This is a genomic window from Streptomyces sp. WMMB 322, assembly GCF_900090145.1.
Lineage (GTDB): Bacteria > Actinomycetota > Actinomycetes > Streptomycetales > Streptomycetaceae > Streptomyces.
On the sequence record NZ_FMHI01000010.1, the window covers coordinates 194,673 to 219,758 of the forward strand.

Genomic DNA, 25,086 nt, shown 5'->3' on the forward strand with positions numbered 1-25,086 from the left:
CCCAGTGAAACGTACAAAGCCGTACGGGACAACAACCCCCTTGCCGTATTGTTCAACAATCCTCTAGGTTGGCTCCGATGATCGACCTCAACGCCGACCTGGGAGAGGGCTTCGGCCGGTGGCAACTCACCGACGACGAAGCCCTGCTGAACTCGGTCACAAGCGCCAACGTCGCCTGCGGCTTCCACGCCGGCGATCCGCTCACCATGCGCCGCGTCTGCGAGCGGGCCGCTGCGGAGGGGGTGCGGATCGGAGCCCAGGTCTCCTACCGTGACCTGGCCGGATTCGGCCGCCGCAGCATGGACGTACCCGCAGCCGAACTGGCCGCCGAAATCGCCTACCAGGTCGGCGCCCTGGAGATCTTCGCCCGAGCCGCGGGCACCGCCGTCGCCTACGTCAAGCCGCACGGTGCGCTCTACAACCGCTGCGTGCGCGACAGCGCGCAGGCCGCCGCCGTCGCCGACGGCATACGCATGGCCGGCGCGCCCCTGCCGGTGCTGGGGCTTCCCGGCTCCGAACTGCACAGCGCCGCCGAGGCCGTCGGCCTTCCCGTCGTCGACGAGGCCTTCGCCGACCGCGGCTACCGCCCCGACGGCACCCTCGTGCCCCGCGGTGAACCCGGTGCCGTCCTCACCGATCCCGAGGAGGTCGTCGCCCGCTCCATCGCCATCGCCGAGGGCAAGGATGTCGCAGCCGTCGACGGGAGGCCGCTGCGGCTGCCCGCCCGCTCCCTCTGCCTGCACGGCGACACCCCCGACGCCGCCCGCCTGGCCCGCCGGATACGCGACGAGCTGACGGGTGCCGGGATCACGCTCCGGGCGTTCGCGTGAGCACCGCCGCGAGAGTCTCCGGCATCCGCGGGAGCGAGTGCGTCGTCCTGCCCGTCGGGCGTCACGGCCTGCTGATCGAACTGCCCGGAGCCGAAGCGGCGGAGGCCTTCCACGCAGAAGTGCTGCGCCGCCGCGCCGCCGGCCTGCTGCCGGGCATCACGGAGATCGTGCCGGGCGCCCGCACCGTACTGCTGGACGGACTGGCCGAACCGCGGCGTCTCGCGGAGCAGGTGGGGGAGTGGGAGATACCGCCCCTGGAGCGCGGCAGCGAGTCCGCCGTGGAGATCACCGTCCGCTACGACGGGCCGGACCTTGCGGACGTCGCCGGAATGTGGGGCGTCGATCCAGTGGAGGTGGGGCGGCTGCACGCCGCCACCTCGTTCCGTGTGGCCTTCTGCGGCTTCGCGCCCGGCTTCGGCTACCTCACCGGGCTGCCCGAGCAGTACCACGTGCCGCGCCGCTCCGATCCCCGTACGAAGGTCCCGGCGGGCTCGGTCGCGCTCGCCGGCCCGTACACGGGGGTCTATCCCCGCTCCTCGCCGGGGGGCTGGCAGCTGATCGGCACCGCCGTGGACACCGTGCTGTGGGACGCGGCACGTGAGCCCGCCGCCCTCTTCGCGCCGGGAACCCGCGTCCGCTTCGTCCCGGAGGGCGGAACGGAATGAACGTCCTCGCCGGCTCCGACTCCGGCTCCGACTCCGGCCGCGTCCGGGCAGAGGCCGCCGCCGGGCTGCACGTCGTACGCGCCGGGGCACTCACCACCGTCCAGGACCTGGGGCGGCCGGGGCACGCACACCTGGGCGTGCCCCGTTCGGGAGCGCTGGACGAGCCCGCTCACCGGCTGGCCAACCGGCTGGTGGGCAACCCGGACGATGCCGCCACCCTGGAGACCACCCTCGACGGCTGCGCGGTGCTCGTCACCGCGGCCGGGCGGGAGGGCGCCGGAGGCCCGGCGGGCCGGGACGGCGGCGGAAGGCCCCGAGGACCGGTCACCGAGGCAGTGGTCACCGGCGCCCCCTGCGCGGTCACCGTGAACGGCAGGCCCGCGCCGTGGGGCGTCCCCTTCCGGCTGGCGGCGGACTCGGTGCTGGACGTCGGACCCGCCGAACGCGGCCTGCGCAGCTACATCGCCTTCTCCGGCGGCGTCGACGCCGAGAAGGTGCTGGGCAGCAGGGCCACCGACCTGCTCTCCGGTCTCGGTCCCGAACCCCTGCGCGACGGAGCCCGGTTGCCGCTGGGCGCTCCTTCCTCCGGGATGCGCCACGGTGCCGCCCCCGACGCCGCACCATGGGCGGCACCGCCGGGCGAACTGGTGCTGCCGGTGGTTCCCGGGCCGCGCGCAGACTGGTTCTCCGACGAGGCGCTGCGCACCCTCCTCACCGGCGGCTACAGCGTCTCCTCCGCCAGCAACCGCATAGGGCTGCGCCTCGAAGGGCCGGTGCTGGAGCGGGCTCGCGAGGGTGAACTGCCCAGCGAGGGCATCGCGTTGGGCGCCCTCCAGGTGCCGCCGGAGGGCCGTCCGGTCGTCTTTCTCGCCGACCATCCCGTCACGGGCGGTTACCCGGTGATCGGCGTCGTGCCGGAGGAGGCGCTTGCCGCCGTGGCGCAGGCGGTGCCCGGCACACCCGTGCGCTTCACGCCTCTCGGGAGATGAGGCGCGGCCCGGCGTCGACCCGGCGTGGCCGGAACGGTCTGCCGCGGGGACCGGTCGTGCTCGCGGAGGACGGGACGACGGCTCCCGGACGGGCGTCTCCCTGACGGCCCCGCCTCTGGTGCCTCCTCCCCGTCCCTTTCCCGTCCCCTTTTCCCGGCCTCCTCCCCGTCCCCTTTTCCCGGCCCCCGGCCCCCGGCCCCCGGCCTCTTTCCCCCTGCCCTTCTCCTGCGGCCGGGCAGGGCCCCTGACGGCCGGGCGGAGGGGAGAAGAGGCCCGTTTCGGACGCGGGAGCGGAAGCGGTGACGCAAAAACGAGGTTACCTGTGCGTTCCTCATGAGTGCCTTGTGACAGTCGCTACTGTTCCCCGTTCCGGACGGAGTGTCATTCTCTTTCCGTGCCGCAGAGGGGGGCCGCCGAAATGGACAAGCGATACGAGGTTTTCTGCCTCGCCGACAGATTCTTCTACGAAACTCCGGATCGTCTCTCCGGTGACGCGGCGGAGTCTGCCCAGGATGATCGCGACTCCTTCCCGACGGCGCTTCGGCCTGTTCCGGAGGGATGGCGCCGGACGCGTTCCGGCGACTGGCTCGAATTACGGCCGGTGCAGGGCCAATTCCAGCCCCAGGGCTGGAAAGTGCACGCTTCGGCCTGCCTCGATAATGCCGACGCAGTCGCCGAGAAAGTCTGGGACTACTGTGTGGCCCGGGGAATTCCTTTCAAATTCGTGCCGGCCCGCACGCTCCTCTACCTCCGGAACGCCAAATACGCCGGCCGTGGCACGAGCGGAAAGTTCGCCACCATCTATCCCTCGGGCCAGGAGCAGTTGCAGGTGCTTCTGGAAGAGCTCGGCGAGCTGCTCGCCGGCGAGCCCGGCCCGTACATCCTGACCGACCTGAGATGGGGGAACGGCCCGCTCTACGTCCGCTACGGCGGCTTCGCACCGCGCTTCTGTCTCTCGCCGGGCGGCACGCTGGTGCCGGCCGTCGAGGACGCGCACGGGCGGCTCGTACCGGATCACAAGGAGCCCTCCTTCCACGTGCCCGAGTGGGTGTCCCTGCCGTCCTTCCTGGAGCCGCACCTCGCCGCACGCCGTGCCGCCAAGGTCACGGACCTCCCGTACCGGATCGAACGCGCGCTGCACTTCTCCAACGGCGGCGGCGTCTACGGCGGTACGGACGAGCGCTCCGGCGAGGCCGTGGTGCTCAAGGAGGCCCGCCCGCACGCCGGTCTGGCCGCCGACGGCGCCGACGCCGTGACTCGTCTGGAGCGTGAGAAGGCGGCCCTGGAGCGGTTGGAGGGCCTGTCCGTCGCCCCGGCCGTGCGCGACTGGTTCACCCTCGACGGGCACCGCTTCCTCGTCATGGACCACCTGCCGGGGCAGACCCTCAACGCGTTCTTCGCACAGCGGCATCCACTGCTCACGGCGAGCCCGGACCCGGCGGCCGTCCGCGAGTACACCTCGTGGGCGCTGCGCATTCACGCTCTGGTCGAGGAGGCCGTGGACGCGGTCCACTCACGCGGCCTGGTCTTCAACGACCTGCACATGTTCAACATCATGGTCGCTCCCGACGAGCGCTCCGTCGCCCTGCTCGACTTCGAGGCAGCGGCGCCCGCCGAGGACGATCCACGGCAGATCGTCGCCCACCCCGGGTTCATCGCACCGGCGGACCGGACCGGGTACGAGATCGACCACTACGCTCTCGCCTGCCTGAGGATCGCTCTCTTCGTGCCGATGACGATGCTGCTGGCCGTCGACCGCGGCAAGGCCGCGCATCTGGCCCGGGTGGCGGCGAAGCAGTTCCCGGACGTGCCGGAGGAGTTCCTGTCGGACGCGGTCGCCACGATCGAAGGCACAACCGGCCCACGGAAGGCGCGAGTCCGGACGCAGCTGCCGGCCGAGCCCGCCGACTGGCCGCAGGCCCGCGCGTCCATGGCCAGGGCCGTGCTGGCCTCGGCGACACCTTCGCGCGAGGACCGCCTCTTCCCGGGCGACATCGCACAGTTCGCCGACGGCGGCGGGCTCGGCCTCGCCCACGGCGCCGCCGGTGTGCTCTACGCCCTGGCCGAGACCGGTGCCGGCTCCTGCCCCGAGGGGGAGGAATGGCTGCTGCGGCACAGCGAGAGCCCGCCCCGCGGCACCCCTCTCGGCCTCTACGACGGGCTGCTCGGCGCGGCGTTCGTCCTGGACCGGCTCGGACACTCCAAGAACGCACTGGCGCTCGTCGAGCGTGTCCTGGGTGAGAAGTGGCAGCATCTCGGGCCGACCCTCAACGGCGGCCTGGCCGGCGTCGGCCTCACGCTCGACCGGCTGGGCACCACCACGGGCGAGAGCGCACTGCACGCACAGGCGATGCGGGCCGCCCAACTGCTCGCCGACGGCCTGACGCCGGGCGCGGCCCGGGGAAAGCCAGCAGGCGACGACGACCCGTACCGGGGACGCGCCGGCCTGCTGCACGGCGCCACCGGAGCGGCCCTGCTCTTCCTCCGCCTGCACGAACGCACCGGCGACAGCGGCCTGCTGGACCTGGCGGCGACGGCTCTGAGGCGCGACCTGTCGCACTGCGTACCGGACAGCAGCGGCACGCTGCAGGTCGACGAGGGCAGCCGCGTCATGCCCTACCTCGGCGCGGGCAGCGTGGGCATCGGGACCGTCATCGACGACTACCTCGAACACCGCCCGGCAGAGCAGGAGTTCGAGGCGGCGAGGGCGGCGATCCTGCCCGCGGCGCGCATGCGCTACTACGCGCAGCCCGGCCTCTTCCAGGGGCGGGCGGGGATGCTGCTGCACCTCTGCCGCACCTCCAGCCCGGACGTCCGCGCCGCCGATGTCGCCGCCCAGCTGGACGGGCTGGCCTGGTACGGCATGACGTACGAAGGCGGGCTGGCCTTCCCGGGCGACCAGATGATGCGGCTGTCGATGGACCTGGCCACCGGTACGGCGGGCTGCCTGCTCGCGGCCGGCGCCGCCTTCGCAGCCCGCAACGGCGAGCCGCCCGTCGGCCTGCCGTTCCTTCCGCCGCTGCCCCGCAGCGGCCCCAAGACCGGTCCGGAAACGGGCCGTACCGATGCACCACCGTCCCTGTAATGAATATGAAGCACCGAAAGGAAACCGACATGTCCCTTCTTGACCTTCAGACGATGGAGCCGCAGGAGCACACCGGCGGCGGCGGCGACGACAGCAGCGCCAGCCTGCTGCTGTGCGACAAGTTCAGCTCGCACAGCACGCTGCTCTGCCTCTGAGTCTCACCGGACGGTCCGCCGTCCGCATGAGATGACGACCGGCGGCTCCGGGCGGGGTGTGTCCGCACCACTCCTCCCGGAGCCGCTTCCACCTCTCGGCTTGCAGGAGGACGAGGACGCCATGGCCAGCGCCGTGCGGGAGACCGCCCCGACCGGGCCCGTGCCCGGGGGCCCGCCGGGGGACGGCGTCGCGGGGAGGGTTCCGGGGGCCGGGGCGAGCGCCGTCACCGACACGGGTCTTCTCGTCTCCGCCGCCCGGCACAGCGCCGCACGTACCGCCTGTCTCTGCCTCACCTCCCTCCTCGCGGCCGCGGCGACCTTGCTGCTGCCCGCCGTCCTCGGCCGTGCCCTCGACCGGGTTCTCGCCGGATCGGACGCCGGTCCCTGGCTCGCCCTCGGCGCGGCGCTCACCGCCGCCCTGGTGCTGCTCGACTCGGCCGACGCAGTGCTGACCGGCACCCTCAACGCGCGCAGCACCGCCTGGCTGCGTACCCGGCTGCTCACCCACATCCTGGCCCTGGGCCCCGGCCGGGCCGCCCCGTTCACCGGCGGCGACCTCGTCACACGCGGCACCGGCAACGCGGCCCTGGCGGGCAGCGGTCCGAGCGCGGCCGCCACCGTCGTCCCGGCCGTGGCCGTGCCCGTCGGCGGCCTCGTCGCTCTCGCCCTGCTCGATCTGCGCCTGGCGGCGGTCCTCCTCGCCGGAATGCCGGTACTGGCGCTGGTGCTGCGGGCCTTCACCCGGCGGTCCGCGGACTGCACCTCCCGCTACCAGGCCGAGCAGGCCCGCATCGCCGGCCGTCTCACCGAAGCCCTCGAAGGCGCCCGTACGGTGGCAGCGGCGGGCACCTGGCAGCGTGAACGCCGCCGTGTCCTCGAACCACTCCCCGCACTCAGCGGCGCCGGACACGGCATGTGGCGGGCGCAGGGCCGGGCCACGGCGCAGGCGGTGGTGCTCGTTCCCCTGCTGCAGGTCGCGGCGGTGGCCGTGGCCGGAACCCTGCTGGCCGGAGGGGAGTTGAGCGTCGGCGAGCTGGCCGCCACCGCCCGCTACGCGGCGCTGGCCGCAGGCGTCGGCGTGCTGGTCGGCCGTCTCAACGCCCTTGTGCGCAGCCGCACCGCCGCCCGGCGCCTGGCCGAGGTACTGGCCGTCGACCCGCCGCGGCACGGGAGCGGCCGGCTTCCCGAACACGGCCCCGGGCGGCTGGAGTTCCACGGCGTACGGGGGTCGGCCGGAGAGAGGACCGTGCTGGACGGGGTCGACCTCGTGGTGCCGGGCGGGGCGACGGTCGCGCTCGTGGGACGTTCGGGCTCCGGCAAGTCGCTGCTGGCGGCGCTGGCGGGACGGCTGGCGGAGCCGGACGCCGGCCGCATCCTCCTGGACGGCGTCGAACTGGCCTCCCTGGACCGTCATTCGCTCCGTCAGGCCGTGGGTTACGCCTTCGCCCGTCCGGCGCTGCTGGGGGGAAGCCTCGGCGAGAGCATCGCCTCCGGCCGCCCTCCGGCGCAGCCTCCGGGGGTACCGCACGCACCGGGCCGCCGAGGCGTGCCCCGGCAGGCGGCGGCCGAGCAGACCGGGCCCGGCGTCGCCGAATGGGTCGTCCGGGCCGCGCGTGCCGCCTGCGCGGATCACTTCATCCGTACCCTTCCCGAGGGGTACGGCGCCGCTTGCGAGACCACCCCGTTGTCGGGCGGTGAGCGTCAACGTCTCGGCCTGGCACGGGCGTTCGTCCACGAGGGCCGGCTGCTGATTCTCGACGACGCGACCTCCAGCCTCGACACCGTGACCGAACTGCACGTCACCGAGGCGCTGTTCGGCCCCGCAACGACCGCACGCACCCGGCTGGTGGTCACCCACCGGGCATCCACCGCGGCCCGCGCCGACTTCGCCGCCTGGCTGGACGAAGGCCGCGTCCGCGCCGTGGGACCGCACGAGGAACTCTGCCGTCTCCCCGGCTACCGCGCCTTGTTCACCGGCGAGGCGAACGGACCGGAGGACCAACCGGCACCCGGGCCCGTAGCCGCATCGGGAGCAGAACCGGTCGCCGGGCCGCGAGCCGGACCGGACGGCGCCGTGGCCCGGACCGACGAACCGCATCAGCCGCGCGCAGCGGTTCGCGGAGGATCGCGCGACGGCGGCGGACCGTGCGCCTGAGGCCCCGCGCAGCGACAGGGAAGGGCCGGATGACGCGTGCCCCGCGACCGGAGAGGAACGGACGGAGAATGACAGGCGGGTCCGCGCGGCCACGTCGCCGGCAGGGTCGCCCGGAGGCCGCAGACGGCGGCCCGGGCACCCCCGCGCAGACCGGACTCGCCGGTGAAGGGATGCGTTTCCTGCTCCGGCGCCCGAGGGTGCTGGCCGCTCTGGCCGGCTGGTCCGCGCTGGAGGCGCTGCACGCCTTCGTCTCCGGCTACTCCCTGGCCCGCGCCCTCGACGACGGTTTCCTCGCCGGCCGCCCCGCCGTCGGCCTGGCCTGGCTGGCGGTCACGGCGGTCGCCGTTCTGGCCGGTGCCCTGGGCACCGGACGGGTCTTCGGCGCGGTCGCCGACCTGACCGAGCCGCTGCGGGACGCCCTCGTGCGCGGTGTCGTGACGCGGGCGCTGAAGGCAGGAACGCCCCGTGCGGGCGGCGGCGGGGGCGTCGCGGCGGGAGGGAACGACGGCGACAGCGCCGTGGTCTCCCGGCTGACCCATCAGGTCGAGATCGCGCGGGACAGCTTCGCCGGTCTCGTGATGGTCTCCCGCTCCTTCCTCTTCTCCGCCGTGGGCGTGCTGACGGGGCTCCTCTCGCTGGCGCCGCTGCTGCTGGTGGTCGTGCTCCCTCCGCTGGTGCTCGGCGTCGGAATCTTCGCCGCCTCGCTGCGCCCCCTGGCCCGCCGTCAGCAGGTCCTCCTGGAGTCCGACGAGAACCTCGCCCGCGAACTGGGCGCGACCTTCCGGGGTTTGCGTGACGTTGCCGCCTGCGGTTTCGAAGACCGTGCGCAATCGGCCGGCGACGCGCGTATCGACGCCGAGGTCCGCGCAGCCGACTCTCTCGCACGGTGGGGCGTCACGCGCGCCGTGGCGCTCGGAGTGGGCGGCCGGCTGCCCCTCGTGGTGCTGCTGGTGGCTGCGCCGTGGCTGCTCTCCCGGGGAGTCACGGCGGGCGCCTTGGCCGGGGCGCTGACGTACCAGACCCAGGTGCTGATGCCGGCGCTCCAGAGCCTCGTGCACGGTCTGGGCACCGCGGGTGCACGGCTGGCCGTCGTCATCGGACGTCTCCGGGAGCCGCCGTCGGCGCAGCGGCCGGGCGCCGAGCCGGGTACTGGCGCCGAGCAGGACCCCCGGGTACCGGCGCTGCCGGACCGTGCGCTCCGCGGACGTCCGGCGGTCGACGTCCGGGGGGTTTCCTTCCGTTACGGGGCGGGCGCCGCGCCGCTCATCGACCGCCTCAGCCTCGTCGTGCCGGAGGGCGGTCACCTCGCGGTCGTCGGCCCGAGCGGAACGGGCAAGTCGACCCTGGCCGCCCTGATCGCGGGGATGCTGGAACCGGACACCGGCCGGATCGCGCTGGCGGGCCGCCCGGTGTCCGGCGGTCGGGCTGCCGGTGAGCGTGTGCTGATCCCGCAGGAGGCGTACGTGTTCTCCGGCAGCCTCCGGGACAACCTCGTCTATCTGTGTCCGCTCCAGCCGTCCGACGACGAGGTCGAACGAGCCGTCGCGGCCCTCGGCGGCGAGGCTCTTGCCGCGCGGCTCGGCGGCCTGGACGGTGACGTGGAACCCGCCGGGCTCTCGGCGGGAGAGCGGCAGTCGATCGCCCTGATCCGCGCCTATCTCTCGCCCGCCCCCCTGGCCGTACTGGACGAGGCCACCTGCCATCTCGACGCGGCGGCGGAAGCGAGGGCCGAACGGGCCTTCGCCGGCCGCACGGTGAGGAGGGCCGGCGGCGCGAGGGCCGCCGGCGCACTCGTCGTCGTCGCGCACCGCATCAGCTCGGCGCGGCGAGCCCCGCGCGTACTGGTGCTCGACGGCTCGCGGGCCGAGACCGGCACCCACTCCGAACTGCTGGAGCGCTCTCCTCTCTACCGGGAACTCGCCTCCGTCGGCGGCTCCTCCCCGCGCCGGTCACAGCCATCCCGCACGCTGTGAGATACGGATGGCGTCCACCCGGTTACGGGCCCCGGTCTTGCGGGTGATCGCGGCCATGTAGTTGCGCACCGTGCCGCCGGACAGGCTCAGATCGCGGGCGATCTCGTCGATGCCGGCGCCCTCTGCGGCGACCTTCAGCACGGCGAGTTCCCGTGCGGTCAGCGGCATTTCCGATGCGCGCAGGAAGGCGAGGGCGAGGGATTCGTCGACGAACCGTTTCCCCTGCGCGACATTCCTGATGCCGGTGAGCAACCGGTCGGGTGTGGCGTTCCGGTCCAGGAAACCCAGCACGCCGGCGTCGAGTGCCCGGCGCAACGCCCCCGGGCGGTCCGCGTCGGCCAGTGCGAGCATCCGGCTGCCCTTCGCTCCCGCCCTCCTGAGCGCGGCGGCCAGTTCGTCCAGTGCACTGTCCCTCAGGCCTTCGGTGTCCATGACGCAGACGTCGGCAGGAGTGGTCCGTGTCGCGGGAAGCGAGCGGCTCCAGCCTGCGGTCTCGATCGTCATGTCGTGGGCCTTGCTCACCAGGGCCTCCAGCCCGGATCTGAGCAGGCCCGCGTCATGCACCAGCAGTACCCGTATCAACTTCACCCTCCGGAACAAAGATTCACAGCTTATATACGAATCGCACCGTCTATACATACACGGTCCGGATTGCGGAGTCGGGTCAACTCCCGATAGCCCGTGGTGTATCTGGAGCGCGCACCAGGCGCGCGAAGAATGTGCGCGCGCCGGTTGGGCTTCAACTCGTCGTCCATGCCGTGCAACCGCCGTGGTGAGCCGTGGAACACCGCGAAAGGGCAGGGGTGACTGCTCGGCCGGTCGTGCCGGTTCACGGTTGGGCCGTCGTGGACGGAGCACGGTTCGGCCGTCATGGACGGAGCACGGGCGCGGCCCGCGGGCGCCCCGTTTCGCGACGGGTGCCCGCTTCCGTGGTGAAACCGCCTCGCCGCCGCCTCGCCACCGCCGCGTCCGCGGTGCGGCATCGGTGCTGGTGGGGGACGGGTGGCGCGAATCACCTGCCTCGGCTGCTCGGGACAAGTGACTGGCCGGTAAATTCTTGGTCCGAAGGCGGGCGGCCCGGCAGGGCCCGCTGCCCGACGTCCAGCAACAGCTCCGGTGTCTCCGATCCCCGTGGAAGCGCCGTGACGAAGGGGGCCGTGAGTGACCGCAGAGGCCGTACGGGACACCCCGGCCGCCGGAGAGAGCGGACCCCCCGGGCCCGTCGCTCTCCCCGCAACTCCCGCCCGCGCGGCGGACCTTGGCGGCCACGGCGAGAGACCTCTGCGCATCGCCATGCTGACGTACAAGGGCAACCCGTTCTGCGGCGGCCAGGGCGTCTACGTCCGGCACCTCTCCCGCGAACTGGCCCGGCTCGGGCACACCGTCGAGGTGATCGGCGCGCAGCCCTACCCCGTGCTCGACGAGGGAGTCACCCTCACCGAGCTGCCCAGCCTCGACCTGTACCGGCAGCCCGACCCGTTCCGCACTCCCGGGCGCGGCGAGTACCGGGACTGGGTGGACATGCTGGAGGTCGCCACGATGTGGACCGGCGGCTTCCCGGAACCGCTCACCTTCTCGCTCCGTGCGCGGCGCCATCTTGCCGCCCGCCGCGGCGAGTTCGACATCGTGCACGACAACCAGACACTCGGCTACGGCCTGCTCGGCGACCTCGGCGCCCCGCTCGTGACGACGGTCCACCACCCCATCACCGTCGACCGCCGGCTCGACCTCGACGCCGCCCGGACCCGCCGCGCCCGCGCCTCCGTGCGCCGCTGGTACGGCTTCACGCGCATGCAAAGGCGCGTCGCACGGCGGCTGCCGTCCGTGCTGACCGTCTCCGGCTCGTCGCGCAAGGAGATCACCGACCATCTCGGGGTGCGGCAGGAACGCGTCCACGTCGTCCATATCGGCGCGGACACCGGCCTCTTCTCGCCGGACGCGTCCGTGCCGCAGGTGCCCGGACGGATCGTGACCACCTCGAGCGCCGACGCACCCCTCAAGGGACTCGTTTATCTGGTCGAGGCGTTGGCCAAGGTGCGCACCGAGGTTCCCGAGGCGCATCTGGTCGTCGTCGGCAAGCGGCCCGCCGAGGGCCCGGTCGCCGATGCCCTCACGCGCTTCGGACTCGGCGCGGCGGTGGAGTTCGTCAAGGGCATCAGCGACGCCGAACTGGCCGGACTGGTGCGGGGAGCACAGGTCGCGTGCGTGCCGTCGCTGTACGAGGGTTTCTCGCTGCCCGCCGCCGAGGCCATGGCGACCGGCACACCCCTGGTGGCCACCACCGGCGGCGCCATCCCCGAAGTCGCGGGCAAGGACGGCGAGACGTGCCTCGCGGTGCCGCCCGGCGACGCGGGCGCCCTGGCCGCCGCGCTGCGGCGGCTGCTCGGCGACGAGCGGCTGCGCGCCCGTCTGGGAGCCGCAGGACGCGAACGTGTGCTGCGCAACTTCACCTGGGAGCAGGCCGCCCGCGGAACCGTGGAGCACTACCGCGCCGCGATCGCCCGGCAGCGTGGCGCGTCCCGCGACTCGAGCGGATCCGCACCGGCCGCGAGCGTGCCGCGCTGATCCCCGCCCCCGGCAGCGTCCCGCCGAGTGCCGCACCGGAACCCCCACTTGACGCCGAACCCGCCGAACCCGCCGAAAGCAGAGGCAGACCGTGCTGACCGTCGACTTCTCCCGCTTCCCCCTCGCACCGGGCGACCGCGTGCTCGACCTGGGCTGCGGCGCCGGCCGGCACGCCTTCGAGTGCTACCGCCGCGGAGCACGCGTCGTCGCACTGGACCGCAACGCCGAGGAGATCCGCGAGGTCGCCAAGTGGTTCGCGGCGATGGCCGAAGCGGGCGAGGCACCCGCCGGCGCCACGGCCACCGCCATGGAGGGCGACGCGCTCGCCCTGCCCTTCCCGGACGACAGCTTCGACGTCGTGATCATCTCCGAGGTGATGGAGCACATCCACGACGACAAGGGTGTGCTGGCCGAGATGGTGCGGGTGCTGCGGCCGGGCGGCCGCATCGCCGTGACGGTGCCGCGCTACGGGCCGGAGAAGGTCTGCTGGGCGCTGAGCGACGCGTACCACGAGGTCGAGGGCGGCCACATCCGCATCTACCGTGCGCACGAACTGCTCGGCAGGATGCGGGAGGCCGGTCTGCGCCCGTACGGGACGCATCACGCGCACGGCCTGCACTCGCCGTACTGGTGGCTCAAGTGCGCCTTCGGCGTCGAGCGCGACGGCGACGACGCCGCGCTCCCGGTGCGCGCCTACCACCGCCTGCTGGTGTGGGACATCATGAAGAAGCCCCTGGCCACGCGCCTCGCGGAGAAGGCCCTCGACCCGCTCATCGGCAAGAGCTTCGTGGCGTACGCGACGAAACCGCACCTGCCGCAGGGGATTTCACCCGGCGACGACGCTGCGGCGGCCGGACCGGCGGCCGGACCGGGGACGGGCGCGGGGACCGGTTCCGCAGGCGCGGACGCCGCCGGGGGGCAGGCGTGACGAGCCCGGGGCGTACCGAACGCCTCGTCCTCGACGGTGTCCTGACGGCCGCGCAGGCACGGCAGACCGTGAAAGGACTGCTGGCGATCCAGCGCCCCGACGGCGCGATCCCGTGGTTCCGGGGCGGCCACCTCGACCCGTGGGACCACACGGAGTCCGCGATGGCACTGGACGCCGCCGGTGAGCATGCCGCGGCCGAGGCCGCCTACCGGTGGCTCGCCGAACACCAGCTGACCGACGGCTCCTGGTACGCCGCCTACGCCGACGGGGAGGTCCAGGAGCCCAAGGACCGGGCCAGGGAGAGCAACTTCTGCGCGTACGTCGCCGTCGGCGTCTGGCACCACTACCTCGCAACCGGCGACGAGGCCTTCCTCCAGCGGATGTGGCCCGTGGTCGTGGCGGCCGTCGGGTTCGTGCTGCGGCTCCAGCTGCCCGGCGGGCAGATCGGATGGAAGCGGGAGGCGGACGGCACCGCCGTCCGCGAGGCGCTCCTCACCGGGTCCTCGTCCGTGCACCATGCGCTGCGCTGCGCCCTGGCGATGGCCGAACACCGTGAAAGGCCCCAGCCGGACTGGGAGTTGGCGCTCGGACTGCTGGGGCACGCCGTGCGGCGGCACCCGGAGCGCTTCCTCGACAAGGGCTCCTACTCGATGGACTGGTACTACCCCGTCCTCGGTGGCGCGCTGCGCGGCGAGGAGGCCAGGGCACGCATCGAGGAGGGATGGGAGCGCTTCGTCGTGCCCGGCCTGGGAGTGCGGTGTGTGCTGCCCAACCCGTGGGTGACGGGCGGCGAGAGCGCCGAACTGGCTCTGGCGCTCTGGGCGTCGGGGCAGCCGGACCGCGCCCGGCTGATCCTGGAGTGGGTGCAGCACCTGCGTGCCGAGGACGGCCTTTACTGGACCGGTTACGTCTTCGACGACGACGCCGTGTGGCCGGAGGAGCTCACCAGCTGGACGGCGGGCTCGCTGCTTCTGGCCGTCGCGGCACTCGGCGGCGACGAGGCCACCGTGGAGGTCTTCGGCGGCGAGCACCTGCCCGAGGGGCTGGCGCCGGACTGCTGCTGAGCGGCGCCGGTCCGGGCGTGCGGGCCGGGTGCGAGCTGCCGTGAGGCCGCCGGGCGCCCCGGGCCTTCCGTTGCCTTTCGTTCGGCTGCATGACCGCGGCCCCTCTCCCGTCCGGAGGTACCGACCGGGAAGAGGGGCCGCTGCCGTGAGGGCCGTGCGAGGGGCCGGCACGGAGAACCGTGCCGGCCGCGGTGCCGCTTCAGCCGCGCTGTATGCCCGAGGTGTCCTGCAGGACGCCGCGACGGCCGTCCTGGGTCTGCGCGATGAGTGCCTGACCGCGCTGCTCCACCGCCAAGTACCAGGTTCCGGGGGCCAGTTCGGCAACGGGCTGCGGAGCGCCGTCCTCGCCGAAGAGCGGACGCGTGACCGGTACGGCGAACCAGAAGGGCTGGAAGCTCTGGTCCGGGGCGCCCCCGCCTGCCGCCGCACCGCCCTGCTGCTGTGCCTGCTGCGCTCCCGGCTGGCCGGGCTGGCCCTGCTGCGCTCCGCCGGGGTAGCCGTAACCGCCCTGGGGCTGACCGCCGTACGGGCCCTGCGCTCCCGGCTGGGGTCCGCCCGGGTAGCCGTAGGCGCCCTGCTGCGGCACACCGTACGGGGAGGAGGGCTTGGGAGCGGGCAGCAACGGAGCCTTCAGCGCCGCGGCGGTGGTGCTCAGCGCACCGACCACGGCGAGAGCCAGGGAGAGCACGAGCGTCAGATAGGCGCCCGCGGCGAGCTTCCACTTCTCGTTCGGGTCGCCCCCGAAGCCCGGCTGCTCCAGGTCCGGGAAGACGACCGAGACCGCCGCCCAGATCCCGGCCCAGCCGACGACCAGGCAGAGCACCATTCCCCACTGGTCCAGAGCGAGCCCCAGCACCTTGCGGCCGTCCGGCAGCAGACGGGCGGCGACAATCAGGGCCGCGGCGACGAGACCGAGCAGGTGCACGGTCGTCAGCATCGGAAGAGTGGAGCGCGACCACGCGGACACGCTGCAGGATTCGATGGGGCAGTCTCCATCGAACTCGAAGAACGGGAAGAAGGAAGCGATCAGCAGCAGCAGCGCTGCCCCGATGACCGCTCCATCGCCTCGTGTGAGCGAGCGGATGTTCACTTGGCGTCCTTAGTAGATTTCATGCGGTCTGTGGTCTCTGCCGGGGTGGCACCCCATCGTACGGATGGGTGAAGAGGCCGAACCGGCGGGGCGACGTCGGCCCGGAGGGCGCCGTCAGCGCTTCTCGGTGAGGAAGCCGGCCAGGCCTTCGACCACTCCGCGGGCGGCGCGGTCACGCCAGCTCCGGTCGGTCAGGTCTGCGGCGTCCCGCGGATCACGCATGTTGCCGCACTCCAAAAAGACCTTGGGCACGCGCGTGAGGTTGAGCCCGCCCAAGTCACCCCGTGTGTCCGTACCGTTGCCGTCCCCCGCATAGGAGGCAGGCTTCGAACCGGTGAACTCGCGGAAGGAGTCGGCCAGTTCACGGCCCAGGCGGCGCGAGGGACCGGCCACCGCCCGGGTGTCGGCACGGCCCTCCTTCACGGACTCGGGAATGATCACGTGGAAGCCCCGCCGCCCGGCCGGTGCTCCGTCGGCGTGCAGGGATACGACCGCGTCGGCGTCCGCGCGGTTGCCCGCCTCGGCACGGTCGTCCACGCACGGCCCCCACGGCCTGCGCCCGTCCTGGGTCAGCTTCACCGTCGCGCCGCGCTCCCGCAGCCCGGCCCGTACACGGCGGGCGAGGTCGAGGGTGAACTTCGCCTCGGAATAGCCGGATGCGGTGGCCGTCCCGGTGGTGTCGCACTCCTTGCGGCCGGTGCCGATGCTGACGCTGCGGTTGATCTCGGCCGCGTGGTAGCGGTTGTTGGGATTGTGGCCCGGGTCGATCACGACCGTCATGCCCTTCAGCGGCTTCCCGCCGGCGGCGTCCGAACCGCCCCCGCCGCCCGGCTCGCCGCCGGACCCGGCGGAACCCTCGCGGGACTCCGGATCCTGCGGCAGCGGCATCAGCGTCGGCGTCGAGCCCCCGGCCTCCGCCGCACCGCCGGCGGACTGCCATATCAGCCACCCCGCGAAGCACGTCGGAACCAGCACCCCGAGCGTGATCAGCAGCCGCATGCCCATCCGGCGGGCCCGCCGCGGCTCCGGAGCCCATCGGGTGCCCGGCTCGGCGCCGGCGTCGGAGCGGTACGGATCGGGCGGGGTCGGGCTTCCGTTGGACACGCCCAGGATGCTAGCCGTCCGTGCACAGCGCCGTGCCGGTACGCCGGAGAACCCTCAGCGACCTCGTCACCGAAACCTCCCTGAATGCACCGGAATCGAGCGCACGCCGGTAGATGCGGTACGGCGCCTGCCCGCCGTCCGCCGGGTCGGGGAAGACGTCGTGCACCACCAGCAGCCCGTCCCGCGCGAGATGCGGTGCCCAGCTCTCGTAGTCGGCCGTTGCGTGCTCGTCCGTGTGGCCGCCGTCGATGAAGACGAGGCCCAGCGGACGCCCCCACAGCGCGGCGGCGCGCGGCGAGCGCCCGACCACGGCGACGACGTGTTCCTCCAGGCCCGCCGCCTGCAGGGTGCGGCGGAAGACGGGCAGCGTGTCCATCAGCCCGGTGTGCGGATCGACGACGTCCGGGTCGTGGTACTCCCAGCCGGGCTGCTGCTCCTCGCTGCCGCGGTGATGGTCGACGGTGACGGCCGTGACGTCCGCGTCCCGTGCGGCCTCGGCGAGGAGGAGGGTGGAGCGGCCGCAGTAGGTGCCGACCTCCAGCAGCGGCAGCCCGAGCCGCGCCGCCTCGACGGCTGCCGCGTACAGGGCCAGTCCCTCGTCGGAGGGCATGAAGCCCTTCGCCGCCTCGAACGCCGCGAGCGTCGCCGGAGCCGGGCGCGGTGCCGGCGGCTCCGGCGCGAACTGCGGCTGCGGCTGCGGTTGCGGCGTTCGGGCGGGCTGGCTCATCGGACTCCTTCGGCGGCGTGATCCTGCGGTTCATGCTGCCTCACGGTCCGGGTCCGGCCCGGTGCGGGTCCTGTCCGGTCCGGGTCCGGCCCGGTGCGGGTCCTGTCCGGCAGATCCGCCGGGCCCTGCGGTGACTGCGCGGGGCGGATGACGGAAGTCTGACGGCTTCCGCCGGACACTGGCGCCGGCGCGGGCCGCAGTGCTCGAATCGTCGTGTGGAGACAGCCGATTCAGCCCGTGCCGCGGACACCGACGGGACCGCGGACACCGACGGCGAGGGCTCGCCCGTCGGCCGGCGCCTGGTGCTCGGGATGCTCGGGCTGGGCGCGGCAGGCCTGGCCGCCGCGCCGTATCTGCAGCGTGGCACGGAGAGCGCGCTGAGCGCCGTCTCCGGCAAGGACCCGACCGGCGTGACCGGTCTGCTCCCCAACGGAGGCGGATTCCGCTACTACTCCGTGGCCGCCTCCGTCCCGCACCGCGGGGCCAGCGACTACGCGCTCACGGTCGGCGGCCTCGTCGAACACCCCACCCGTCACAGCCTCGGCGACCTGCGCGCCATGCCGCAGCGCCGCATTGTGCGCGACGTGCAGTGCGTGACGGGCTGGCGCGTGCCCAACACGCCCTTCGAAGGTGTACGGCTCTCCCACCTCCTCGACCTGGCCGGGGTGCGCCCCGAGGCCACGGCAGTCCGGTTCACCTGCTTCGACGGCCTCTACAGCGAAAGCCTCACCCTCGAACAGGCCCGGCGCGACGACGTGCTGGTGGCGCTGCGCATGCAGGACAAGCCCGTCAGCCACCAACACGGCGGCCCCGTGCGGCTGTACGTCGCGCCGATGTACTTCTACAAGTCGGCGAAGTGGCTCTCCGGCATCAGCCTCACCCGTGAAGTGGTGCCCGGATACTGGGAGAAGCGGGGCTACGACGTCGACGCCTGGGTCGGCAGGTCGAACGGACGTGACGATGCTCCGACAGCCGCCTGACCGGCACTCGGCCGCCACCCGGCCGGAGAACACCGTGACCCCGGCGCCGCCGCCCGCGGAGGCCGCCCGGACCGCCGAGGGGCTTGCGGAGGACGCCCGGACCGCCGGGGAGAGCCTCCCGCCGGACGTGCTGCGCTTCACCCGGGCCGTGCGCTGGTGCCACCACGCCACGGGCGCGCTGATGGCGCTCTGCGTGGGCAGTGCCCTGTTCCTCTACGTACCGGGCCTCGCCCAACTCGCCGGACGCCGCGCCCTCATGGTCACCGTCCACGAGTGGTCGGGGCTGCTGCTGCCGGCACCGGTCCTGCTCGGTCTCGCCTCGCGTGCGCTGCGCGCCGATCTGCGCCGCCTCAACCGCTTCGGACCGCACGACAGGCGGTGGCTGCGGCGGGCCCGCCGCGCCCGCAGGCCGTATCCGCCGCCGGGTGAGGACTGGGGCCGCGACGCGGGCAAGTTCAACGCCGGGCAGAAGGTCTTCGCCGCGTGGACGGCCGGTGCCGTACTGGTGATGACCGGGACCGGGCTGCTGATGTGGTTCACCGGGCTCACCCCGCTCGCGTGGCGCACGAGCGCGACGTTCGTGCACGACTGGCTCGCGCTGGCCGTCGGCGTCGTACTCGCGGCGCACGTCGCGATGGCGGTGGCGCACCCGGAGGCGCGCCGCGCCATGCGGACCGGCATGGCCGACCGTGCGTGGGCCCGCCGCGAACACGCCCTCTGGCGGCCCGAGCCGGAGCCCCGGCACGAACACGGGGCCGCTCACGAGAACCGGAGCGGGAACGGGACCGGCAGCGGGAGCGGGATCAGGGGCGGGCGCCGGAGCGAATGACACGGCGCCCCGGGGTGCGCCGGCCCCTTCGGCGCGCGATGACCGCCGGCGCCCGGTGACCCTGCGGCGCGATGACCGGCGCGGCCGCGGGCTCACCCTTCAGGTCCGTGCCCGTCCTCGGCGCCGGATATCAAGTGGGCGGCGGACAGGGGCAGCTGCGAGCATGACGGGCGTGACAGACAAGGCTTCCCCGCCCTCCGGGCCGTCCCGGTCCACCCGCTCCGGCACGCCCGTGCGCCTGTGGGTCGTCGTCCTCGCCGCCTGCGCGGGGCAGTTCCTCGTGGTGCTCGACGTCTCGGTGGTCAATGTCGCGCTGCCGTCGATGCGCACCGACCTCGGCATGGACGCCGCGGGACTCCAGTGGGTCCTCAACGGCTACACCCTTGCCTTCGCCGGGCTGATGCTGCTCGGCGGACGGGCAGCCGACATCTTCGGCCGGAAGCGGACATTCCTGCTGGGGCTCGCGCTGTTCACCGCCGCCAGCCTCCTCGGCGGCCTCGCGCAGCAGCCGTGGCAGCTGCTGGCGGCACGGATGGTGCAGGGCACCGGCGCGGCCGTGCTGGCCCCCGCGACCCTGACGATCCTCACCACGGCGTTCCCGCCAGGCCGCGCCCGTACGCGCGCGATCGGCACATGGAGCGCCGTGGGCGCGGGCGGCGGAGCGGCGGGCGGCCTCGTCGGCGGCGTGCTGACCGACGCCCTCTCGTGGCGCTGGGTGCTTCTGATCAACGTCCCCGTGGGCGCGCTGGTGCTGCTGGCCGCTGCGATATGGGTCTCGGAGGGACGGGACGCCCGCCCCGGCCGCCGTCTCGACGTCCCCGGAGCGCTGCTCGCCACCCTGGGTCTGGGGGTGCTGGCCTGGGGGATCGTACGGACGGAGACGGCTGGGTGGACGGCGCCGTCGGTGCTGTGGCCTCTGGCGGCGGGCCCCGCGCTCCTCGCGGTGTTCGTGGCGGTCGAGGCACGCACGAAGGACCCGCTGGTGCCGCTGCGCCTCTTCCGCAGCAGAGCCGTCTCGGCTGCGAACGCGGCGATGTTCATGTGCGGAGGCGCTCTGTTCTGCATGTGGTACTTCATGTCGCTCTACATGCAGAACGTGCTGGGCTACACGCCGCTTCAGGCCGGGCTCGGATTCATCCCGCAGTCGCTGAGCATCGTTCTCGGCTCCAAGGCCGCGCCGCGTCTGATGGTGCGGTTCGGGGCGCGGAACGTCGCCCTGGCGGGAGTCGTGCTGGCGGGAGCCGGCTGCCTGTGGCAGAGCGGCATGCACGCCGGAGGCGGCTTCCTCCAGACGGTCATGGGCCCCGGTGTGCTGATGGCGCTCGGCGGAGGAATGGCAGGAACGCCGCTGGCGTCGCTGGCCATGTCCGGGGCGCCGCACGGAGACGCGGGACTGGTGTCCGGGCTGTTCAACACCGCGCGGACGATGGGTGGTTCGCTCGGCCTCGCCGTCTTCTCCACGATCTCCGCCGCCCGTATCGGGGACGGCACCGGTCCGCAGGTTCTCGCCTCCGGCTACGGGCTGGCCTTCCGCAGCGCTGCCGCCCTCCTCGTGCTGTGCGCGGCGCTCGTGCTGTTCGTCCTGCCCCGCCCGGACGGCGAGGGCGCCCACGAGGGCGAGGGCGTCCACGAGGGCGAAGGGGCCCACGAGGAGGACGAGCGGGAGGGCGCGGACCGGCCGGCCGCCGGCGCCGGCCCGGGGGAGCCCTTGGCCTCCGGCACCGGGAACCCCGGGCCGAAGGCCGGCGGCGAGAGCTGACGCCCCGGGAACGCCCCGGGACGCCCCGGTTCGGGGCCGCCGGCCACGTCCGGCTCGCGCACGGGCCGGCCGGTCCGCCGCGCGCCGGTCAGGGTTTGCGGCCGACACCCCCGTAGGCCGCCGCGTCAGGTGCCTCGTCCCCGTCGATGTCGGGACGCCAGCGGTTGATGCGCACCACGCCCGGCGGCACCAGCTCCAGGCCGTCGTAGTAGGCGCGGATCGCCTCCGGTGAGCGCAGGACGTAGGGCACGGCACCGGAGTCGTTGTAGTCGTCCTGCGCGGCGTTGGTGTCCGGGTTCTCGTCGATGCCGTCGTTGTGGGAGAGGTAACTCCCGGACGGAAGCTGCGACATGAGCCCGCGGACGATCCCGCAGGCCTCCGCGTGGTCGCCGATGTGACCCAGCACTCCGCTGAGGATGAGAGCCACCGGCTGCGACAGGTCGAGGGTCTCGCGCGCCCCCGCGATCACCGCCTCCGGGTCGCGCAGATCGGCCTCGATATAGGCCGTCATGCCCTCCGGGGAGCTGGTGAGCAGCGCGTTCGCGTGGACGAGGACGAGCGGGTCGTTGTCGACGTAGACGACGCGCGCCTCCGGCGCCACCCGCTGCGCGACCTCGTGGGTGTTGTCGACGGTGGGCAGGCCCGTACCGACGTCGAGGAACTGGCGGACACCGGCCTCGGACGCCAGATGACGGATGGTGCGCACGAGGAAGTAGCGGGAGGCGCGGGCGAGTTCGTCGATGCCCGGGAACGCCTGACGGTACTGCTCGCCGGCTTCGCGGTCGGCCGCGTAGTTGTCCTTGCCTCCGAGCCAGTAGTTCCAGATCCGTGCCGAGTGCGGGACGCTCGTGTCGATCTCACCGGTGCCGTTGCCGGCGGTTCTCCGCGGCTCCATTACTGCCCCTCCCTGAAAGCGTGTCCGGTACGGGACTGTGTCCCGCCCGGAATCCCCGGGATCTTCGCAATCCCCGTGGCACCGAAGTCTTCACCCCACGGCCCCGATTGTGCAGACCTCCCGGGGGTTCCGCCCGCGGAACGCCCGGGACCGGTGGTTATCCTCCCCCGGGGAGAGGAGCTGAGGTCATGCCGATCGACGTCGAGCGGGCACTGTCCGCGGAGCCCGTCAGCACCCGGATCACCTGGGACCACAAGGACGTTCAGCTGTACCATCTCGGGCTCGGTGCGGGCGTGCCCGCGACCGAGATCCGGGAGCTGCGCTACACGCTGGAGAGCCGGCTGCATGTGCTGCCCAGCTTCGCGACCGTGGCGGGCGGAGGGATGGGTGTCGTGGGCGGGCTGTCGGCGCCCGGCATCGACGTGGACCTCGCGGCGGTGCTGCACGGGGGGCAGACGGTGCATACGCACCGGCCCGTTCCGGTCGGCGGCAGCGCGACGCAGACCTCGTCGGTCGCCGCCGTGTACGACAAGGGCAAGGCCGCCGTCATCGTGCTGCGTTCCGAAGCCGCCGACGACGACGGCCCGTTGTGGACCTCGGAGGCCCAGCTCTTCGTGAAGGGCGAGGGCGGCTTCGGCGGCGACCGCGGCCCCTCGTCCGGTTCCGGCACGCCCGAGCGGGCCCCGGACCGCGAGGTGCGGCGCCCGGTGCGCGAGGACCAGGCACTCCTCTACCGGCTCTCCGGAGACTGGAATCCCCTGCACGTCGACCCGGACTTCGCGGCGCTCGCGGGCTTCGAGCGGCCGATCCTGCACGGGCTGTGCTCGTACGGGATGGTGCTCAAGGCCGTGGTCGACACGGTGCTCGGCGGGGACGTGACGCGGGTGAGGAGCTACACCACACGCTTCTCCGGGATCGTCTTCCCCGGGGAGACGCTGCGCGTGCGGATGTGGACCGAGGCGGACGGGGGCGGAGACCCGAAGGGAGCGGGCGGCGCCGGGCGCGTGCTGCTGTCCGTCACCGCCGTCGAACGGGACGACGCCCCCGTACTGACCGACGCCGTCGTCACACACTGCTGAGGCGCCTACGTCCCGGGCGCAGGCACGAACAACTCTTCGGACAGGGGTTGTTCGTGCCTCGCCGTTCGTGACTCGCCGCTGACGTTTCCGCCCCTTCCGCGGTCGCCCGGGCCGGCTACTCCGGTTCGCTCTGCTGAGGCGGACGCCGGTGGCGGCCCTGGGCGCGCCGCCCGGTCTCCTCCGCGCCGGCGGCCTGCCCTCTGTGCTTGCCTGAACCGTCGGTCGGTGCCTGGCTGTTGCGCGTTTCGGTCCCGGTCTGGGTCTCGGACATCGCGGGGGTGACTCCGTGGATCGCGTTGCTGCTCAGTACCCGACCAGAGTGTAGTGACGGACACTCACGCGATCACACCGTCCTGGCGCGGACGGCTGCCTCGTGGAGGGCCGCCGCGAGCGGGGCGTCCTGGAGCGGCACCGGCTTGCGTCCGGCGCACGTGGCGGCGACTGCGAGGGAGGGGGACGCAGCAGCACCGGGCGGGGAGGCCGCGGGCGCGGGGGATGCCGACGTGCCGTCAACCGACGTCACCGGTCCCATCGGTGACGGCGATGCCTCCGCTGCTGTCGCCGCCGGCCTCGGACCTTCCGCCGGCCCTCCCGTTGCGGCCTCCCGCACCGGGGGCAGCCGCGGGGGCAGCCGCGGCGCCGTCTCCGGCCGCGGCGGAACCTCAGCGGGCAGCGCTCCCGGCGGTACGAGGTGTGCCGCATTCCTGGGCTCCGGGGGCGGCAACTCCTTTGCCGGCGCTCGCTGTTCGATCTGCGGTGCGGCACCGGGCGAGCCTGCCCGGGGCGAGCCGGCCCCGGCGGGCCTGGCTCCGGCTGCCGGGGGAGCGGCAGAGGGGAGGCCTCCCGTCATGACGGAACGGGAGCCGTCCCAGGGGGAGCGCGCCGGGCCCTCGCGCCCGGCCTCGGCCCGCTCGCCCCGCGCCGCCTCGGAGACCGCCTCGGCTCCGGAGCCCGTATCCGGGCCCGCGGCGGGTCCGCCGGGCTGTGCGCCCGCGGGACCGGCGCCGGCACCTGTACCGGCGCCCGGCGCCGCGCTCATGTGCACGCCACCGCCCAGGGTTTCGCCCGTGCCCGTACCAGTGACGGTCGCCCCGGCGTCGGCGTCGGCGCTCCTGCCCCGCATCCTCAGCCGTGCCAGCCCGCACGGCGCATGCGCTGTGGCACAGGGCAGCCGCAGTTCGCCCTCGCGCGTCCACACCCCCCTGCCCGGCAGCCAGCCGCCCGGAGCGCGGAAGCGGCGCAACTCCTTCTGCATCGGGCGCCATACCCCCAGCCAGGCACCTCCCGCACGTGTCCCGGTGGTCTGGCCGTGCAGCGCCACCGCGCAGCTCTCCGGGAGGAGCATCTGACCGGGCTGTACGGCGAAGGGCGTGAGCAGCGCGTCCGTGGGATGCAGGGACTCCGGGAAGCGCACCGGACGGTGGGATCCCAACACTCCCCAGCCCAGGCGGAATTCGCCGGGCGCGTCGGATCGCACGATCAGCAGGCCGCTGTCGGCGTCGGCCAGCAGCAGCCGGTCGTCGCTCTCGTCGGTGATCTGCAGCAGCGGGCTGACCTCGCCGCCGCGGCCCAGGTCGACGGCGACCGTCTTCGTGCGGCCCGTCCCGGCCGTGTCCGTACGGTCGACCGCGAGCAGCCTGCCCTCGCGGTCCAGCCAGGCTCCGCCCCCGCAGCGGCCGGGAACCTCGGCGATCAACTGCGGCACTCCGTCGCCTCCGCCCGCCACCAGCCATACGCCCGTGGTGTGTTCGCCCACGGTGAGTGCGTACGCGCGGCGCCCGCACGGTGCGGGCGGCAGCAGAGCGAACCATTCGGACTCGACCGAGCCCAGGTCGAGTTCGCCGGTGCCCGGGCCCGTCGGGTAGAGGAGCGCGAGCCGGTGGGCGCCGTCCTCGCGGCGGGCGATCAGGACCCTTCCGTCGGTCAGCGGCAGCACCTGGCTGTCGGGCTCCTCGGGCCGGGCGCCGGGCAGCGGGACCGCGTACGGCTCGGGGCCGTCGAGAGTCCAGCGCTCGGGGAACCAGCCGTCCTCCTCGGACGCGTTGAGCCGGGCCGCATAGGCGCCGTCGGCTGCGATCGTGAACGTGGAGTGCCTTGCCGTCCGGCTGTCCGCAGCGACGGCCTCGGGGGCACAGGCAGTCATGGGTCGATCACCTCCAGTGAGGAACCTAGGTGTCGTACTGCCGCCCGAACAATGCGAGTTCGGACCCTTCA

General features: G+C 73.5%; 21 protein-coding genes. 14 read left to right on the forward strand and 7 right to left on the reverse strand.

From position 1 onward, the window contains the following. The first annotated feature begins 77 nt into the window (after positions 1-77). The 7 genes from H180DRAFT_RS17670 (at position 78) to H180DRAFT_RS17695 (ending at position 9,852) form a co-directional block, all read left to right on the forward strand. A complete protein-coding gene (locus tag H180DRAFT_RS17670; protein WP_055487040.1) occupies positions 78-830 on the forward strand; it encodes a LamB/YcsF family protein in 753 nt (250 codons plus the stop codon). Further along, positions 827-1,495 (forward strand): 5-oxoprolinase subunit B family protein, encoded by a 669-nt coding sequence (locus tag H180DRAFT_RS17675; RefSeq protein ID WP_055487041.1) that lies wholly within the window; start codon positions 827-829, stop codon positions 1,493-1,495. Before H180DRAFT_RS17670 ends, H180DRAFT_RS17675 begins: the two co-directional genes overlap by 4 nt. Further along, entirely contained in the window at positions 1,492-2,484 is a 993-nt protein-coding gene (locus tag H180DRAFT_RS17680; RefSeq protein WP_079100184.1) for a 5-oxoprolinase subunit C family protein, read from the forward strand. Before H180DRAFT_RS17675 ends, H180DRAFT_RS17680 begins: the two co-directional genes overlap by 4 nt. 418 nt (positions 2,485-2,902) lie before the next feature. Next, positions 2,903-5,569 (forward strand): class III lanthionine synthetase LanKC, encoded by a 2,667-nt coding sequence (gene lanKC, locus H180DRAFT_RS17685; RefSeq protein WP_055487042.1) that lies wholly within the window; start codon positions 2,903-2,905, stop codon positions 5,567-5,569. A 29-nt stretch (positions 5,570-5,598) separates the two neighbouring features. Beyond that, positions 5,599-5,724 (forward strand): SapB/AmfS family lanthipeptide, encoded by a 126-nt coding sequence (locus H180DRAFT_RS29175; RefSeq protein WP_107097680.1) that lies wholly within the window; start codon positions 5,599-5,601, stop codon positions 5,722-5,724. Positions 5,725-5,845: 121 nt separating this feature from the next. Continuing rightward, positions 5,846-7,879 (forward strand): ATP-binding cassette domain-containing protein, encoded by a 2,034-nt coding sequence (locus H180DRAFT_RS17690; protein WP_107097686.1) that lies wholly within the window; start codon positions 5,846-5,848, stop codon positions 7,877-7,879. A 170-nt stretch (positions 7,880-8,049) separates the two neighbouring features. Continuing rightward, on the forward strand, positions 8,050-9,852 hold the full coding sequence (locus H180DRAFT_RS17695) for an ATP-binding cassette domain-containing protein (RefSeq protein ID WP_055487043.1): 1,803 nt from the start codon (positions 8,050-8,052) through the stop codon (positions 9,850-9,852). On the opposite strand, the gene H180DRAFT_RS17700 is transcribed toward H180DRAFT_RS17695, so the two are convergent. Further along, positions 9,829-10,440 carry a LuxR C-terminal-related transcriptional regulator gene (locus tag H180DRAFT_RS17700; protein ID WP_368073132.1) on the reverse strand — a complete coding sequence of 204 codons (612 nt, stop codon included), beginning with the start codon at positions 10,438-10,440 and terminating at the stop codon, positions 9,829-9,831. The genes H180DRAFT_RS17695 and H180DRAFT_RS17700 overlap by 24 nt on opposite strands. 573 nt (positions 10,441-11,013) lie before the next feature. Between H180DRAFT_RS17700 and H180DRAFT_RS17705 the strand changes: the two genes are divergently transcribed. The 3 genes from H180DRAFT_RS17705 (at position 11,014) to H180DRAFT_RS17715 (ending at position 14,409) form a co-directional block, all read left to right on the forward strand. After that, on the forward strand, positions 11,014-12,417 hold the full coding sequence (locus H180DRAFT_RS17705) for a glycosyltransferase family 4 protein (RefSeq protein ID WP_074466856.1): 1,404 nt from the start codon (positions 11,014-11,016) through the stop codon (positions 12,415-12,417). Positions 12,418-12,508: 91 nt separating this feature from the next. After that, complete coding sequence (locus H180DRAFT_RS17710; protein WP_055487045.1) at positions 12,509-13,345, forward strand: class I SAM-dependent methyltransferase; 837 nt, start codon at positions 12,509-12,511, stop codon at positions 13,343-13,345. After that, positions 13,342-14,409, forward strand: a complete 1,068-nt coding sequence (locus H180DRAFT_RS17715) for a prenyltransferase (RefSeq protein WP_055487046.1) — start codon at positions 13,342-13,344, stop codon at positions 14,407-14,409. The genes H180DRAFT_RS17710 and H180DRAFT_RS17715 overlap by 4 nt, the downstream gene beginning before the upstream one ends. Positions 14,410-14,608: 199 nt before the next feature. Here the strand turns inward: H180DRAFT_RS17715 and H180DRAFT_RS17720 are convergent, their stop codons facing one another. The 3 genes from H180DRAFT_RS17720 to H180DRAFT_RS17730 form a co-directional block, all read right to left on the reverse strand. Continuing rightward, the gene (locus H180DRAFT_RS17720) at positions 14,609-15,499 is read right to left on the reverse strand and encodes a hypothetical protein (protein WP_055487047.1); all 891 of its coding nucleotides are present in this window, start codon (positions 15,497-15,499) and stop codon (positions 14,609-14,611) included. A 114-nt stretch (positions 15,500-15,613) separates the two neighbouring features. After that, positions 15,614-16,603, reverse strand: a complete 990-nt coding sequence (locus H180DRAFT_RS17725) for an N-acetylmuramoyl-L-alanine amidase (protein ID WP_254666057.1) — start codon at positions 16,601-16,603, stop codon at positions 15,614-15,616. A gap of 10 nt (positions 16,604-16,613) precedes the next feature. Continuing rightward, positions 16,614-17,213: a class I SAM-dependent methyltransferase gene (locus H180DRAFT_RS17730; protein ID WP_055487088.1), complete on the reverse strand. Its 600-nt coding sequence runs from the start codon at positions 17,211-17,213 to the stop codon at positions 16,614-16,616. Positions 17,214-17,641: 428 nt separating this feature from the next. On the opposite strand from H180DRAFT_RS17730, the gene H180DRAFT_RS17735 reads away from it, so the two are divergent. From H180DRAFT_RS17735 to H180DRAFT_RS17745, 3 genes are all read left to right on the forward strand, one after another. Beyond that, entirely contained in the window at positions 17,642-18,310 is a 669-nt protein-coding gene (locus tag H180DRAFT_RS17735; RefSeq protein ID WP_079100200.1) for a molybdopterin-dependent oxidoreductase, read from the forward strand. Then, positions 18,291-19,139, forward strand: coding sequence for a cytochrome b/b6 domain-containing protein (locus H180DRAFT_RS17740; protein WP_079100188.1), 849 nt, complete (start codon positions 18,291-18,293; stop codon positions 19,137-19,139). The genes H180DRAFT_RS17735 and H180DRAFT_RS17740 overlap by 20 nt, the downstream gene beginning before the upstream one ends. A gap of 163 nt (positions 19,140-19,302) precedes the next feature. Then, entirely contained in the window at positions 19,303-20,898 is a 1,596-nt protein-coding gene (locus tag H180DRAFT_RS17745; protein ID WP_074466857.1) for an MFS transporter, read from the forward strand. An 88-nt stretch (positions 20,899-20,986) separates the two neighbouring features. On the opposite strand, the gene H180DRAFT_RS17750 is transcribed toward H180DRAFT_RS17745, so the two are convergent. After that, the gene (locus H180DRAFT_RS17750) at positions 20,987-21,793 is read right to left on the reverse strand and encodes an SAM-dependent methyltransferase (protein ID WP_055487049.1); all 807 of its coding nucleotides are present in this window, start codon (positions 21,791-21,793) and stop codon (positions 20,987-20,989) included. 188 nt (positions 21,794-21,981) lie between these two features. Between H180DRAFT_RS17750 and H180DRAFT_RS17755 the strand changes: the two genes are divergently transcribed. Beyond that, complete coding sequence (locus tag H180DRAFT_RS17755; RefSeq protein WP_055487050.1) at positions 21,982-22,872, forward strand: MaoC/PaaZ C-terminal domain-containing protein; 891 nt, start codon at positions 21,982-21,984, stop codon at positions 22,870-22,872. A 115-nt stretch (positions 22,873-22,987) separates the two neighbouring features. On the opposite strand, the gene H180DRAFT_RS29870 is transcribed toward H180DRAFT_RS17755, so the two are convergent. Then, on the reverse strand, positions 22,988-23,143 hold the full coding sequence (locus tag H180DRAFT_RS29870) for a hypothetical protein (RefSeq protein WP_175437791.1): 156 nt from the start codon (positions 23,141-23,143) through the stop codon (positions 22,988-22,990). A 72-nt stretch (positions 23,144-23,215) separates the two neighbouring features. Then, entirely contained in the window at positions 23,216-25,015 is a 1,800-nt protein-coding gene (locus H180DRAFT_RS29875; protein ID WP_055487051.1) for a hypothetical protein, read from the reverse strand. Between the last annotated feature and the right edge of the window lie 71 nt (positions 25,016-25,086).

Bases quoted from the DNA above. Each gene is read 5' to 3' on its own strand.
- H180DRAFT_RS17670 (WP_055487040.1), top strand. From the start codon at position 78: ATGATCGACCTCAACGCCGACCTGGGAGAGGGCTTCGGCCGGTGGCAA.
- H180DRAFT_RS17680 (WP_079100184.1), top strand. From the start codon at position 1,492: ATGAACGTCCTCGCCGGCTCCGACTCCGGCTCCGACTCCGGCCGCGTC.
- lanKC (WP_055487042.1), top strand. From the start codon at position 2,903: ATGGACAAGCGATACGAGGTTTTCTGCCTCGCCGACAGATTCTTCTAC.
- H180DRAFT_RS29175 (WP_107097680.1), top strand. From the start codon at position 5,599: ATGTCCCTTCTTGACCTTCAGACGATGGAGCCGCAGGAGCACACCGGC.
- H180DRAFT_RS17690 (WP_107097686.1), top strand. From the start codon at position 5,846: ATGGCCAGCGCCGTGCGGGAGACCGCCCCGACCGGGCCCGTGCCCGGG.
- H180DRAFT_RS17695 (WP_055487043.1), top strand. From the start codon at position 8,050: ATGCGTTTCCTGCTCCGGCGCCCGAGGGTGCTGGCCGCTCTGGCCGGC.
- H180DRAFT_RS17730 (WP_055487088.1), bottom strand. From the start codon at position 17,213: ATGCCCTCCGACGAGGGACTGGCCCTGTACGCGGCAGCCGTCGAGGCG.
- H180DRAFT_RS17735 (WP_079100200.1), top strand. From the start codon at position 17,642: ATGCTCGGGCTGGGCGCGGCAGGCCTGGCCGCCGCGCCGTATCTGCAG.
- H180DRAFT_RS17740 (WP_079100188.1), top strand. From the start codon at position 18,291: ATGCTCCGACAGCCGCCTGACCGGCACTCGGCCGCCACCCGGCCGGAG.
- H180DRAFT_RS17745 (WP_074466857.1), top strand. From the start codon at position 19,303: ATGACGGGCGTGACAGACAAGGCTTCCCCGCCCTCCGGGCCGTCCCGG.
- H180DRAFT_RS17750 (WP_055487049.1), bottom strand. From the start codon at position 21,793: ATGGAGCCGCGGAGAACCGCCGGCAACGGCACCGGTGAGATCGACACG.
- H180DRAFT_RS17755 (WP_055487050.1), top strand. From the start codon at position 21,982: ATGCCGATCGACGTCGAGCGGGCACTGTCCGCGGAGCCCGTCAGCACC.
- H180DRAFT_RS29870 (WP_175437791.1), bottom strand. From the start codon at position 23,143: ATGTCCGAGACCCAGACCGGGACCGAAACGCGCAACAGCCAGGCACCG.
- H180DRAFT_RS29875 (WP_055487051.1), bottom strand. From the start codon at position 25,015: ATGACTGCCTGTGCCCCCGAGGCCGTCGCTGCGGACAGCCGGACGGCA.